This window comes from Variovorax sp. UMC13, from assembly GCF_014170375.1.
GTDB lineage: Bacteria > Pseudomonadota > Gammaproteobacteria > Burkholderiales > Burkholderiaceae_C > Variovorax.
Genome location: NZ_LZZW01000015.1, coordinates 69,599 through 82,262, shown reverse-complemented (window position 1 = coordinate 82,262; position 12,664 = coordinate 69,599). Strand labels below are relative to the sequence as shown.

The following is a 12,664-nucleotide window of genomic DNA, read 5'->3' as shown; positions in this document are numbered from 1 at the left end:
TTGGAGGGTGCAGCGACTTGGCAAGGGACGTGCCCGGCTAGCGCAGCCCGAGGGACAGTCAGCGCGCAACATTCGACAGTGCGTTGCGTAGAAGCTTCCTCGCACCGGTGCGTAGGCGCGGTCCGGCAGGCTGATGCGCTGCATGCGGCCGCGCATCGCGGCTGCGTGGGTCAACATCAGGGCTTTCATTCAAGGAGCCCCTCATGACAATCGCGAAGCCGCAAGACGACGAGCCGCAGGACGTTGCCGGCCCGCTGGACGCAATCGGCCCTCATGGCCAAGACACCCCGGTGCCGGGCGCCACTGTGAGCGGTGGCGGCGCAGAAGACAGGGCGCCATTGAATTTCGACGATGACGAAATCTACGCGGGCCGAGGCAACATGGCGCGTACCGGAGGCACGACGCACGCGAAGGGAGGCGACAGCGGGCGCCTGGGTCCGCCCTCGGAGCAGTTCTCCGACCGCAACCAACCCAGCGATTCGAAGCCTGCGCAATCCTAGACGCGCGCGACGAGTCTGGTGGTGCCCGCGGTGCGGCACGTCAGGATTCCCCGGTGGTGCGCATGGCACCTCTGGCCACGCGCGACCCGGGGCGTGCCGTGCGGCCGGCGTTGCCGCAACCACGTTTTCGGCGCTTGCCTCTCCGGGGCGCTGGCGCGATCTGCAGCGCGCGCCCGATCGACCTGGCGACGACTCTGCGGTCCGTGCGCCCGAGCGCGCGGAGCCGACCATGGGGACAAGGAAAGCTGGTCACGGTACGGTCGCCGCCAGGCAGCGGGCCGGGATCGCGCCTGAATTTGGAGATCGCCGGGTCTTCGGCCCGGGGCCCGGAAGGTATTTCCATGCCCGGGCACAACGGTTGCCCAGGCCGGCCATCCATCTCGATTTGTTCGCGCCTATGCCGACTCCGCCACCCACCTCGTCCCGGACAGCGCAGGAAACGCCCACGTCCATGCAGCCTGCCGCCTGGAAGCTCACGCGCAACTGCGCCATGCGGCCAAGCACCTTCTTCTGGCATATCGGCGCACTCGCGTTGCTCATGGCTCTCGTCGGCGCGGGCTTCTGGGTCGCCGGCTATCCGCTCGTGATGTTCTTCTGTGGATGTCAGCTGGCCGCGCTCTGCATCGCCGGGCTGGTGTATGCGCGCCATGCGAACGACGGCGAGCGAATCCGTGTCGAGGCCGGTGCTGTCCACATCGAAACCAGCCACGGCGGTCGCGAGCGGGAGGTCGACTTTCATGCTTGCTGGGTACGGCTCGAGCGCGATCGGTCAGGCGCCTTGACACTGCGCAGCGGCAGTGCTTCGCTGCCCTTGGGGAAGCAACTCACACCGGCGCGGCGGCGGCTCTTCGCGGAGGAGTTCGCAGCAAGCATCGCGCGGAGCGGGCAACGGCACGCGTCGCCGCCGGCCCCCAGCCAGAACGATGCGCAATGACGCCCGCGGCCCCCCCTTTGGGCGCCCGCGGCGCGAGCATCGCGTTCCGCGTGCATCTCGTTTGCTCAGCTTGGCGTTCAGCATGAACTCAGGCGCTCCTGGATCAGTAATTTCATTGCCCGTGCGGCTTGGCAGCGCCAAGCCGCACGGGCTGCCCTCGTTGGGGATGGTCCTGTGCGCACACCGCGCAGCCTGAACTTGCCCTCTGGTGAGAGCATTCTTCAGCGAAGAGGTCTTCCGAGATCGCCTTTTTCGAGCGACGACAAAACCATTTCGATGGGTAGCCGAGTCCCCTTGAAACAGGGCTTTCCGCCCATCACCCCGTCGACCTTCACAATCATCTGGTCTGCGTCATTCACCGCCTTGGCGCGTGAGATTGCTTCACTGACGATGAGCGTGAAGTCGAGATGTTGAATTCCGCCGATCTCTGACGCACCTGGGGGGCAGATCTCATCGGCGTTGACACGCTGCGCAACAACCTGCGCCTTGAACGTTGCGTTTGGCGGAGTCGTTCGAAAAGGCTCGATCCTCGCTGCTACAGGACAGATCTGAACCTGGACATGTCTCGAACCGTCCTTGAAAGGCTTGCTTCAACAGGATCCTCGGATATCGGTCCGCTTCGATGGGGGGACTCCGGGGGGTGCTGCGCTGCTTCTGCGCTGCGACACGACGGCGGCCTGATCCAGATCGAAGAGGTTGTCGATGAACTCGTCTGGGTGCTGAACTTCGACGCCCAAGGTTGACAGAGCTTCGACGGGAAAGTCCCGCTCGTTGAAGGTGACGACCACGCTTGCGTTGCACCGGATGGCTGCCGCGAGGCATGGCGATCATCGAGATCTGGCAACTTCAAACTGCCGATAAGGTCTTCATGGCCGGTGACCAGAGCGTCCGGGATGGCCTTGTTCATGAGTTCCACCGTTCTCGCTTTTTCGTCGAAGATCTGGATCTGCTGCGTCTCGAACCGCGTGGACAAAGAGGCCGCCAGCGCTCGTTGGCCGTGTGTGGCCACGACACCGGCAATTCGAACGATGGGTTCCAAGCCGTCCGTGTCCTTCATTGCATCGATTTCGCAAGAGTTCGTGCCGGTCGCGCGACATCTTCCATGAAGCGTTGACCAATGGCCGCGAGTGCTCGATCGTCGAGGTTGAACTTGTAGAGTAGCCCCAGATTCAGCGTCAAAAGCGCCTCTTCAAGGGCTTGTGGGCTGTCTAGAAGTGCTTTGATTCCATCGCAAGATCGGGCGAGAAGTCGCGCCGCTTGACGAGGAAACTTGGCTGCCAGTGCCGCCTGCCAGGCCTGCGCCCATGTTGTCGTAGAGTCCTCCTGAGCACGTTCTGCGAGAAACGCAAGGCCCAGGACCCGGCCCAGATCCTTGTTGGAGCGCTTGATCTTTCGTTGAGCAAAGTGCCCGGACATCGTGGCAGGTCCGATGACGGGGTGGTGCAGCAGATTGGCCAACGCCATCATTTCCGCACGAGCAACGCGCACGCCGTGATCACTTACGACGGGATCCACTTCTGTCACGGCGAGGAATCCGAAGCTGCAGAGCGCAAAACTGCCCTTTTTCGTTTCGAACCTCTCGAGTCGCCGGCCAGGTATCTCCGCCTCCTCGTCAGGCAGCTCTGCGGGCGCAACGAGCAGTTCGAGGAACCATTCTGTCTGGCCGGGAGGACGCAGGCGGACCAGAGGCAGCTGTTCGACCGGTTGATCACTGGTGCCTGGCTTGCTCCACTCTTGACCGTCTCTGAAGCCCCATCCAGAATCAATGAGCTGCTCAGTCACCTTTTGGGCTGCAACGATCGATTTGGCGTGTGGCGCTATCATGCAATCGACGTCTTTTGTGCGCAGGCCGTCGTCTGTATTTTCTCTGAAGAAATGGTAGCCAGCTGCGAGGCTGCCGATGATGATCACGTCGCCTCTGCAGCTCTCGGGCAAGGCCAAGGCCACTTGATTCACCACGGTCCTGGGGTTGATCAGTAGTTTCATATCAGGCGCGATTGAACGCGAGGTTTTGTAAGAGGTCCTCAGCCTGCTGGTCGAATCCTGCTTCCTGCAGATCCGACATACACACGATCGGGTCTGCCCATCGGTTTCCTTCCTGGTCTTGCTCGAAGAACGGTTCTGCCCTTGGGAGGAAGTGCACGACAACCGAGGCTCTCGCATTGGCCTCCTTTGATGGCGCCAGAGCGGGATCGAGCTCATCGATGAATGACAGCGAGCGCGACGGCGTGCCGTGAACAACAAGGTCCAGCCTCGTCGTGCCGGCCATGTCGAGGCTTGGGAAATAGTGCTTTGCTCCCAGCAGGCCACCAACTGCGACATCGGCGCGGTTCAATTTCGCAAGCCGGCGCACCATGCTTTCTGGCGACCTGGCGTGTCCCGATATGTCCACGAATGAGACCTTTTTGCGCGTTCCGACCTCAAGGTTGAGCCACCGCGTCCACGGGAATATCTGGAACCTGTCGAACCGCACGAGGCCGTTTGCGCGATGGATTGCGCCTTGTTGCTCCATCAGCTTTAGCACATACGCCACCGTTGGATGGCTCGCGCCGGCCAGCTCCCCGATTTGCGCAGCCGTCAGCGGCTCGCTGCGTCGAAGGGTGAGCAAGTACATCAAGCCAGCTACAGAATGCTTGGTGGCTGACTTCCCTGCAGCTGCTTGACGCTCTCGCATGCGCTCCTCAAGCCAGTTTGCGAAACCGGGATCCTTTATGTGGAGGTGAGAGTCTGCTGGGTCTTTGCAATGCAACACCTTGATTCTTGAGACGAGCTCAGGAGACGCGACCCCTGAGAACATCGCCAGCTCTTCGTCCAAGCGTTTAGACGAAATCCTGCTGTTCATCAGCACCGCGAGAGCATCGCTGTCAGGATCTGCCTTTACCGCGTATGCCAAATTGAAGAGCGTTGATCTCAAGTCTCGCGCGTTGTGTACACCATCTTTGACTTCGACCCAGGTGTTCCGCCACTTGCCATCCGGCGCCCAGCCGGTGCGGTGCTTGATCTCGCGGAGCAACTCCAAATCCGATTCGTCGCTTGGCATTGCGAAGTCCTAACTGAAAAAGGCATTTCCGTTGAAAGATGCATTTTAGACCCAAAGAGGCATTTGCAGCGCGCCGCTGGCGCAGTCAGGTAGCAAGTCCCCCGCCCGTGCCTGCCTTGGGGGGGCGGACAACGGGCCGGTGGCTCTTGGTCCATGCCCTCCAAGCCTTGGCCTGCGGAAGCGACTAAACCGTTTTCAGGGGAACGAGGCCCACAGCCATGTCGGGAACGTAATTTTCGGAGAAACCCATGACTGTTCCGCCAGAGCAAACTGGCGTGGTTGAGGCACATCACTGCCACAGAGCGCACGTCATCGGAATAAGCGCCGCTTGACTGTGCTGCAACTTGGCTGCAGCTCGGCCTAGGTGTGAAGGCCCATAGGTTGTTTCGGGTGTTCACCCGGAGAAGTTTTGAGAGACTGGAAATCGCCAAACCCCCAATCCACTCAAAACCCAAAACCGGATGAACACCCATAAGAATGCCCGATTGACGTACCTGCGCCGCCTGGAGATGGTTCACGACATCACTGAGCGTGGCGTCAGCGCATCAGATGCGGCTCTCGCACATGGTGTCAGCGCCGTCACTGCACGCAAGTGGCTGGCCCGCTACCTGGTCGATGGTGCGGCAGGCCTGCTGGACAAGTCCTCTCGCCCCGAGAAGTCACCTCGCTCCATCGAGCCTCATGTGGCCCTGGCCATCGTGGAGTTGCGCCGCAAGCTCTTCCTGCAGGCACGCATCGCCTCTTACATGGGCGTGTCCGGGGCGACCGTCAGCCGCGTGTTGCGTCGTGCCGGGCTGTCTCGACTGAGCGACCTGCGCCCGGACGAGCCGGTGCAACGCTACGAGCGCGACAACCCTGGCGAGCTGCTGCACATCGACATCAAGAAGCTGGGGCGCTTCGACAAGGTCGGCCACCGCATCACCGGCGACCGAGCGCAGCGTGCCCGAAACGTCGGCTGGGACTTCGTCTTCGTGGCTGTGGACGACCATAGCCGCCTGGCCTTCACGCGGGTGTACCCCGACGAGACCAAGCTCAGCGCCGAGGCGTTCCTGCGGGCTGCCGTGGGCTACTTCGCGAGCATGGGCGTCACGATCGAGCGAGTGTTGACCGACAACGGCATGTCGTTCCGCTCGGGGCTGTTCGGCGAGGCATGCCTGGAGCTGGGCATCGGCCAGAAGTTCACCAGGGCGTATCGCCCGCAGACCAACGGCAAGGCCGAACGCTTCATCCAGTCCGCGCTACGCGAATGGGCCTATGGCCACGCCTACGCGAACTCAGACCAGCGCCGCGAGGCCCTGCCTGTGTGGAATCACTTCTACAACTGGCACCGGCCGCACCACGGCATCAATCTCGTGGCCCCTGTCTCGCGTCTCTCGATGACTCGCAAGAACCTCTTGACACTTCACACCTAGGACAAGAGAGGGATCACCCCTGTCAGCGCGGCTTTCGGAGGGGGTCTTCACCTCGACCGCATGCTCGGAGGAGCCCTGCTTCGCCCGCATGTCTGGGGCCTTGGCAAGCTCGTCTTGGAAGACATCAACTTGCCGACCATGGCAAGGAACAGCTCATCAAACAGGCTTTCTGCGTGGTTGGCGCGGCCGCTGGCGTTTTGGTCTGAAGGCATGTTGGCGCTGTCTTTGAGTAACAAGGCTAATTTGCATATCTTGGCCGTGTTACATACCAAGGCCATGGTATGCCTCGTTGCCTATGCGCGTACGCCACCTCCAAGGCATCGACGAAGCCGATGGCGGCGCGTTCTGCAGCTCCGCTCAAGTCATACGCAATGACGTCATCGACATCCGTGTTGGCCTGTCGCGGGGAACGACCTGCTTGACAGTCACTTTTGCGCGCTTGCCTTGCGCGCCCCGCGCACACGATCACGCAGTTCCTTGAAATAGACCCCGTCGGCGGGCGCCGCCGGGGCCGAGTCGGCACCGTCTAGCAGCAGCTCCCGCAGCCGTGCCCGATCCTGGTCTTTGCGAATCAGCTCGCGCACATACTCGCTGCTGGTACCAAACGCCCGCTTCTCGACTTGCGCGTCCACGAAGGCCTTGAGCGTGTCGGGCAGGGAAATATTCATCGTGCTCATGGCGAGATCGTAGGTTCTATGGCAATTTTGGCAAGAACGGACGCCCGACCCGCTTCCGCCGCAGCCTTCAGGCTTTCAAGCGGGCCGCGTGAACCGTTTTCGAGTGTTGGAACGCCTGAGCACCCAGCGCTCCAGGCCAGTGCCGTCCGTTGGACTGCACCGATTTCTGACCCATTTCGTGATTTTCCGGAATCTCGAGAAAAACCTTTTGAAATCAGTGACTTGCCGTCACGAAGGCATCGATGTCGACCGGCGTGAGTCGATCAGTCGCTCTGACAAGAGACCTTAGGGCAGGGGGCGGGGATGCCCGATGCCAAAGACGTCCGTTCCGACGGTTCCTCCTGCGGTGCGTCAGGCGGGCGGCGCTGCCTGTGCTGCCTGTGCCGCCTGAGCTGCAGCGGCCTCCACGTAGTCGGCCACCGTCTGCCAGCCCGCGCGCAGCGCGGCCTCTCCCTTGCCCACGTAGTGGCCCAGCGTCACGTCCCCGCCTGCGGCATGGTTCATCATGCGCTTGAGAATGCCCCCGGAGACGAGCTCCTCGGCGATGCTGGCGAAGGTGACACGCAGGCCGTGCCCTTGGACCTGCGTGCCGGCGGCGGCGTTGATGCGCGCGAGTGTCTTGCGCGCATCCACGATCGGGAACAGTGCCGCATCGCTCGGGCGGCCCGCGCAGCGTGCCTGCGCGATGGCCAGCGCTTGGCGTGAGAGCAGCAACTTGTGGTCGGCCCGGTTCTTGGTGTCGCGCAGCGTCACGCGCGCGCCCTGGAGGTCCACATCGCCCACCTTCAGGGGCGCATACCCGAAACGCTTGTTGCCCAGGATCTCCGCGCCGCGGCACCCGGTGAGCAGCTGGAAGCGGTAGTAGTCGGCTGCCACACGATCGAACGCCTGCGCGGCGTTCCACCAGGCGCCCAGGCGCTCCGGCGGGATCGGGGCGGGATCGCCCTTGGGCGAGGCCAGCACGATCCGATGACGCCCGGCCGTCTCCCGACCGAGAGGGTTGTCGGGCACCACCACGCCATGCCACCTCAGCACGGCGCGCAGCACCTGCATCGCATACACCGCCTGGCGCTCGGAGCGTGCGAGCTGGCGCTCGTAGATCGCACGGATGTCCGCGGCCTGCAGGCGCGCCACTGGAATGTGCGCGATGGGCAGCAGCTCGCCGTCTGCAAACCGCCGGCCCTGCGCCGAGACGCGGCCTGGCGTGATCATCCCCAGATAGTCCGCGCGGGTGCGCGCCTTGAGCGCCAGGCCGTCCCGGGCGCGGCGCTTCCTCTCCACGTACTCGCGCAGCGCTGCGCCGAAGGTGAGCGCCGCCTCCGCCTCCTGCTGCGTGCGCGCCTGGTGCGCGTCGCGCAGACGTGCTTCTTCCTGCGCAGGCCAGTCGATGCCTTCGCGGGCAAGCGCGCGAATGCGATGGGCTTCGGCGCGTGCGGCGGCCAGCTTGAGCTGGCCGGGCGCATCGCCATAGGTCTGCGGCAGTCGGTACTGCCGCTCCGCTGTCGTGCCCTGGACTGTGTAGCGAACCAGCAAGGTGCGCGCGCCGTCCGGCGCGATGCGCATCTGCAGACCGCGGTCCAGCGTGAGCTTGTAGGCCGTCGCGGCGGGCTTGTGGGCCTCGATGGCCTTGACGCTGAGAAGTGGCATGGCGTTTCTCCGTGTCGGGGATCCGACGGGGGCCGAATCGCGTAGGTTTGGGATCGACCGTGTCCTGTTCGTGTCCGAAAACTGAAAGGATGTCCCGGATCGACCTGAGACCCGGCAGGTCCGATTTTAAAGATAACTATATGATTTTCAAAGAGAAATTACGCTCTCAGAAAATCTCGCGTGATACCGAAGAAGGTTAATTTGACGGACTCTTAATCCGTAGGTCGAGTGTTCGAGTCACTCAGGGCCCACCCTCAGCACAGGCGCAAGGGTTGATGGGCCCGCTGTCCAATCGCGGGCTTTTCTGGGCCGCATTGCCCAAGAAGGGCAGGCCTGCCGGGCGTGCGGCGTGCTTGCCTGCGATCAGCAGGTCATGGTCCCGTGGCCGGGAACGACGTGCGGAGAAGGGCCAGCCGTTCAGCGAGCGCAGCGCGCCGGCACTGGCAGCGACGTGTGCCGGGGCTCTTCGCTGAGGTCGATCCGGGCCGGATCTGCCGGGCCGCGAAGGTACGAGCGTCCTCCATGCTGTCCGGTCGAGCGAAGCTGCGCGGCGGCCAGAACATGGGGCGGCCAGTGGGAGGGCGAATCGTGTCGGACAGCATCGGCCCGGCAAGCCGCGATCGTCTGCCGATCGGGTCGCAGGACGTTTTCATTGCCGGCCGCATGGTTCCTGCAGGGCCGCAGAAATGCCGCATGATCGACCCGACCAACCTGTCCGACGCAGAGCTGGGCCGCCTGGCCCCAGATGGGCGCCGACGTGCCCTGCATGGCGACCTGCAAGCGCGTTGCATCGCTCATGAGCTGGGGAGCGAACTCCGTCGTCGCAGTGGAGCGCGATTTATGGCTTTCGACACACTCGACATGCATCGCTTGAGAGCAGGCAGAAGCGACCGAGCAATGGCGCTTCTGGCGCCGTGCCGATGTAAGGCCGACCCGATAGGTTCCATCCTCTCGAAGCTCGGATACGCCTCGCACATCCACTACGCGTCTGTACCGGCTGCGCGGCCGCCATCATGGTCCCGCTGTGGGAACAACCTCAGCATGCGGCGACCTGAAGCGGTGATCGAATGCACCACGGCCGACGGGTTGCGCCAACCAAGAGGGGACCGCACGGCTGAGGCGATCACGGCGTGGACATGTCCCGCAATTGCGAGAATGTGGACGGCATCGACGTCTTCGCCGCCGGTAACGGTGAACGGTAACTCTTTGAGCGCGAGCTGTCGTAGCAGGGAAATGGGCATCACTGTTTATGCCCTTCCCAGGCCCTGGCCTGCGTAGGGACAACGCCCCACGGGCCTGTGCGCACGAACCCCGCCTATTCATGCAGCGCATCGCAGGGAAGGTCCAGGACCCGTCTGATTCTTTGATGCCGCGGTCCGCGGCACATGCTCGGCCGTTCCGCGCTCGGGCAGACCAAGGTGGGTGCCACGTCCGTGGTCAATCACACCAGCCGAGGCGACGGCCGTTCGGAGCGTCTACCGGACGCCTCAAAGATTTTTTTCCACTAGCGCAACTCGTGTTTCTCGTAAGGGCGACGCGCTCGGCGTCTGCCGGATTTCGAATGATCTCGCCTGCATGGGATGCTCCTCAGAGAATCCCGTGTTGCCCTAGCCGACATTCATGCTGAGTTCGCGCTTGCCATCTTCATCTCATCTGCGTGTCGCAAGAAATACCAAGCCGATGGCGCAGGCACCAATGACCCAGCTCCAGCCACTTCGGCCTGACCTTTGACTTTGCGAAGGCACAACGGGACGCGCCACCGGCGCAGCCGTTGCTGTTTCACTTCTGCCAAAGGTTGCAACGTCGTCCATCTCTGCGACAGCCAACCTGTCAAAGGCTTCGAGCATTCGATCTCTGCGTGTCATGTGCACCTCGCGTGTGATGCGGGTAGACCTCAGGTCTTGTCCGCTTCGCTATCGATCCAACGTTGGGCCGCCGCTGCAGCGGCCTCTTCGGCCTGTCTCTTCGTGGGAAACGTACCCTCTGTGGCTTCGTTAATCACACCATCCGTCACCGAGGGGCTCGTGCTGTCGATGTCGTAGACGCCGCGGTACACGCCGGCGGAAACGGCCGTTGAGGCGGCGTCATAGGTGCGGCCGCGATACTCTTTGGTTCTCATGGGTGTCGCTTTCAAATAGTGAGATCGATCCCTTCGAGCAACGGCTGGTCCCCAAGACAGACTCGGTGACAGAGGCCCTGGGCGCTCCTTGCCGATTCGTCGATGCCAGCGCGCTGGCTCTCATGGATCGATGTTGTCTCCGACCGGGTCAGCGTCCTCATCTTCTTTAACGGTCAGCTCAGTCCAACGCGTGGTGCCGGCGCTGAACGCTTCGACAATGGAAGAAAAGCTCTGATCTGATGCAGAGTGTTCGACGGGCCGACCATCTTCTGTCGAGCGCAACAACAGCCAGTGATAGAAGCCGTCATGGCCAGGATCTTCGACCACCGTCAAGGCAAGATGGGGCAGCTGCATTTCAACCCTCCTCGGCAGCGCTGGGCAGTTGTTGGAGTTTCGTCATCGTCGCGTCCGTTGTCGAATGCTCCGGTATACACATGCCCTCGAACCGCCATGTAGGAATTAGGCGCTTGGTTGTCGAGAAGCTCGGCTACTGCACGGCGCCCTTCGTGAAGCACGCACGTGAGGAGATGGCACCCACGGGATGGGCTTTTTTCCCACAGCACAGGCCCTCTGTCTGCCCCATGTTCACCACGCGAGAGCTGCTTGGCATCTACCCTTCAGGATGCCCAGCATTCAAGAGCCCACTTCGGTGGGCTTCTTTTTTTTGCTCACACGGGAATCCTGTTGGCAGCCCGGTGCCGGAGGCGTAGGCGCCGAACGCCTCGACCTGAGTGGGCGCATCGAGGCCTTCGCTTGCTGGACCGTACCCTCGAGCCGCTGAGCGAATTACACCGCCTCCAGTGGGGAAGGCGCCGCGCTTGTCTGACAGCCGAGCGTCGCCTTGGCCATTCCTGGGCCACTGAAGTTGCGGCTTGCTGCCGCACGCGCGCGAGCCTGCTTCGAGGCGCTTCGCAGCTGCGCGTGGTGCGGGCGTCAGTGGCGTCGCCCTGGATTGGGCGCCCGCGGGAGAGAGGTGGCGCACGCACGTACCGAGCCGCATCCGCGGGTCTACGCCGCGTCGGCGTCACGAAGGCGCAGTTGCGCATTTCGATTCTCCGACTGCGTAGTCGCGATCACATTCGGATTCGGTCGATGCCGCGGGGGCAGCGCTGCACGCTTGAGACGACGCAAAGCGTCACGCGTGATCAGGTATGCCTCGATCTGTTTGTCGCTCATCACGGGCCGGCGTGACGTGCCTGCTGTCCTGCGGGGCGGACCGCCAGGACGTTCTGAAACAGAAAAGCCAAATCGCGAAGACATGACATCCACCTTTCTCCAAGGGTGCGATAAAGGTACAGCGTGAAATTGCTCGACAAGGTGCGTTCTCGAGAGGGCTCGCCCCGCCGCTATGGGGCGCTAGCCGACTTTGACATCGATGCGGCGCGGCTGTGCGTGCTGTGCCTTGGGAATGCGAAGGCGCAGCACGCCCTGCGAGAACTCGGCCGAGACCTGCTCAGTGTCGAGCTCCTTGCTGAGTGTGAACAGCCGGCGGAAGCGCGCCAGTCCGACCTCTGTGTGGCTGGACTGCAGGCCGTCCGGCACGGGCAGTGCCGATTCGCCCTCGATGGTGAGGGTGTCGGATTCGACGTTGAGCGTCAGCTTGTCGCGCGGCACGCCGGGAAGGTCGGCATAGAGCGTGATGCCGCCGTCGTCCTCGACCACGTCGACGGGTGGCGTAAGCGTCGAGTCGCTATAGCGCGGGCGCTCGGACGGCAGCCGGGCCGTCGCAAGGGCGTCGGGGTTCTTGGCGGTGGCGGTGGCGGTCTGGGCGGTAGTCATGATGAGCTCCTTTCTTTTTCGGATTGAAGAGAAAGACATCTGCCCTTTACTGGACAGCGATGCGCCGTGGTTGGGAGGCCGCGCGGCGCTGGATGCTGATCTGCAGCACGCCGTCGCGATAGCGCGCCTCGACCGCGTCCGGGTCGGCATCCTCGGGCAGCGTCAGCACGCGGCGGAAGCTGCCTTCGAAGCGTTCGTTGATGTGCACCGTCGACCGGCTTCCACCTTCGGCCTCGGGCAGCGGGCTCTTGCGTTCGCCGGCAATCGTCAGCAGGCCGCGATCGAGCTGGACCTCGATCTTGGCAGGGTCAACGCCGGGGGCGAACGCGTAGACCTCGATGGCGGTGGGCGTGGTCCCCACATTGAGCGCCGGGAATCCGTTGCGGCCGAAGCCGCGGATGGTGGGCGACAAATCGAAAGCTTGCTGCATCTCCCGCTGAAGGCGGTCCAGTTCGGCGAACACGTCGCGCGGAAAAAGCGATCGGTACATGGCAATTTCCTCCATACGATGGGTTGAACAGAAGAATGAGCCGGAGGCGTCTCCAGCGCTTCCGAA

Annotated in this window: 13 protein-coding genes and 1 tRNA gene; 4 read left to right on the top strand and 10 right to left on the bottom strand. The window is 63.0% G+C overall.

Features of this window, described 5'->3' with window-relative positions; genetic code table 11:
• The first annotated feature begins 203 nt into the window (after positions 1–203).
• Both A9977_RS12495 and A9977_RS12490 read left to right on the top strand, forming a co-directional pair.
• Complete coding sequence (locus A9977_RS12495) at positions 204–500, top strand: hypothetical protein (RefSeq protein WP_183025164.1); 297 nt, start codon at positions 204–206, stop codon at positions 498–500.
• A 451-nt stretch (positions 501–951) separates the two neighbouring features.
• Entirely contained in the window at positions 952–1,434 is a 483-nt protein-coding gene (locus tag A9977_RS12490) for a DUF2244 domain-containing protein (RefSeq protein WP_183025163.1), read from the top strand.
• Between the two features lie 221 nt (positions 1,435–1,655).
• On the opposite strand, the gene A9977_RS34250 is transcribed toward A9977_RS12490, so the two are convergent.
• The 3 genes from A9977_RS34250 to A9977_RS12470 all read right to left on the bottom strand — a co-directional run bounded on the left by A9977_RS34250 (position 1,656) and on the right by A9977_RS12470 (position 4,474).
• The gene (locus A9977_RS34250; protein ID WP_259651945.1) at positions 1,656–1,751 is read right to left on the bottom strand and encodes a DUF433 domain-containing protein; all 96 of its coding nucleotides are present in this window, start codon (positions 1,749–1,751) and stop codon (positions 1,656–1,658) included.
• Between the two features lie 736 nt (positions 1,752–2,487).
• Positions 2,488–3,420 carry a hypothetical protein gene (locus A9977_RS12475; RefSeq protein WP_183025162.1) on the bottom strand — a complete coding sequence of 311 codons (933 nt, stop codon included), beginning with the start codon at positions 3,418–3,420 and terminating at the stop codon, positions 2,488–2,490.
• 1 nt (position 3,421) lies between these two features.
• Entirely contained in the window at positions 3,422–4,474 is a 1,053-nt protein-coding gene (locus tag A9977_RS12470; protein WP_183025161.1) for a MarR family transcriptional regulator, read from the bottom strand.
• A gap of 461 nt (positions 4,475–4,935) precedes the next feature.
• On the opposite strand from A9977_RS12470, the gene A9977_RS12465 reads away from it, so the two are divergent.
• Positions 4,936–5,886, top strand: a complete 951-nt coding sequence (locus A9977_RS12465) for an IS481 family transposase (RefSeq protein ID WP_183025160.1) — start codon at positions 4,936–4,938, stop codon at positions 5,884–5,886.
• 425 nt (positions 5,887–6,311) lie between these two features.
• Here A9977_RS12465 and A9977_RS12460 read toward each other — a convergent pair whose 3' ends face one another.
• Entirely contained in the window at positions 6,312–6,563 is a 252-nt protein-coding gene (locus A9977_RS12460; RefSeq protein WP_183025159.1) for a type II toxin-antitoxin system ParD family antitoxin, read from the bottom strand.
• Between the two features lie 351 nt (positions 6,564–6,914).
• The gene (locus A9977_RS12455) at positions 6,915–8,210 is read right to left on the bottom strand and encodes an integrase family protein (protein ID WP_183025158.1); all 1,296 of its coding nucleotides are present in this window, start codon (positions 8,208–8,210) and stop codon (positions 6,915–6,917) included.
• Between the two features lie 187 nt (positions 8,211–8,397).
• Between A9977_RS12455 and A9977_RS12450 the strand changes: the two genes are divergently transcribed.
• Positions 8,398–8,461: transfer RNA gene (locus A9977_RS12450), tRNA-Lys, on the top strand.
• A 729-nt stretch (positions 8,462–9,190) separates the two neighbouring features.
• Here the strand turns inward: A9977_RS12450 and A9977_RS12445 are convergent.
• From A9977_RS12445 to A9977_RS12425, 5 genes are all read right to left on the bottom strand, one after another.
• The gene (locus tag A9977_RS12445; protein ID WP_183025157.1) at positions 9,191–9,451 is read right to left on the bottom strand and encodes a hypothetical protein; all 261 of its coding nucleotides are present in this window, start codon (positions 9,449–9,451) and stop codon (positions 9,191–9,193) included.
• Between the two features lie 653 nt (positions 9,452–10,104).
• The gene (locus A9977_RS12440) at positions 10,105–10,329 is read right to left on the bottom strand and encodes a hypothetical protein (protein WP_183025156.1); all 225 of its coding nucleotides are present in this window, start codon (positions 10,327–10,329) and stop codon (positions 10,105–10,107) included.
• Positions 10,330–10,449: 120 nt separating this feature from the next.
• Positions 10,450–10,683, bottom strand: a complete 234-nt coding sequence (locus A9977_RS12435; RefSeq protein ID WP_183025155.1) for a hypothetical protein — start codon at positions 10,681–10,683, stop codon at positions 10,450–10,452.
• Positions 10,684–11,685: 1,002 nt separating this feature from the next.
• Positions 11,686–12,108 (bottom strand): Hsp20/alpha crystallin family protein, encoded by a 423-nt coding sequence (locus A9977_RS12430; protein ID WP_183025154.1) that lies wholly within the window; start codon positions 12,106–12,108, stop codon positions 11,686–11,688.
• A gap of 46 nt (positions 12,109–12,154) precedes the next feature.
• Entirely contained in the window at positions 12,155–12,598 is a 444-nt protein-coding gene (locus A9977_RS12425; RefSeq protein ID WP_183025294.1) for an Hsp20/alpha crystallin family protein, read from the bottom strand.
• Positions 12,599–12,664: the final 66 nt, after the last annotated feature.